The organism is Geminicoccus flavidas (genome assembly GCF_009806515.1).
Taxonomy (GTDB): Bacteria; Pseudomonadota; Alphaproteobacteria; order Geminicoccales; family Geminicoccaceae; genus Geminicoccus; species Geminicoccus flavidus.
In genome coordinates, this window is sequence record NZ_WUJP01000140.1 from 1 (window position 1) to 585 (window position 585).

Below are 585 nucleotides of genomic sequence, written 5' to 3' on the forward strand. Positions count from 1 at the left end.
CGACTTTGAGTTCCATAGCACGCCGAGCCTGCCGGCCATGGCCTGACGACGCAGCATGGACCACCGCCGGCGCTCCACCATGGAGCGGCGGCCACATCTGGCGAGGAGCATGATCGATGGCAACTATCACCGGCACGCACCGACCAGAATCGCTGATAGGCACAGCCGGCGACGATACGATCCGCGGGCTAGGCGGCAACGACATATTGTGGGGCAAGGACGGCGACGACCTGCTCCTGGGTGGCTCGGGTGCCGATACCGGCCGGGGCGGCAACGGCAACGACCGAATTCTGGGCGATTCGGGCAACGACCTGCTCGCTGGCGCCAACGGTGACGATCAAGTGGACGGCGGTCTGGGCGACGATACGATCTTCGGCGGCATTGGACTGGACACGCTGCTTGGCGGCGCTGGCGACGACCGGCTCTGGGGTGGTGCTGGCGACGACACCCTCAGGGGCGCTGGCGGTCATGACCTGCTGCGCGGCGAAGCGGGGAACGACCTGCTGCTTGGCGGTACCGGGTACGACCTGCTGTTCGGCGGCGACGGTAACGACCAGCTGCTGGTCGGCACACTTGGCCTGGGCA

1 protein-coding gene is annotated in these 585 nt (G+C 67.2%); it reads left to right on the plus strand.

Annotated features, from left to right (window positions below; translation table 11 throughout):
• Positions 1-116: 116 nt before the first annotated feature.
• A partial coding sequence (locus EQG76_RS03795; protein WP_321573431.1) for a calcium-binding protein occupies positions 117-585 on the plus strand: 469 nt, incomplete at its 3' end.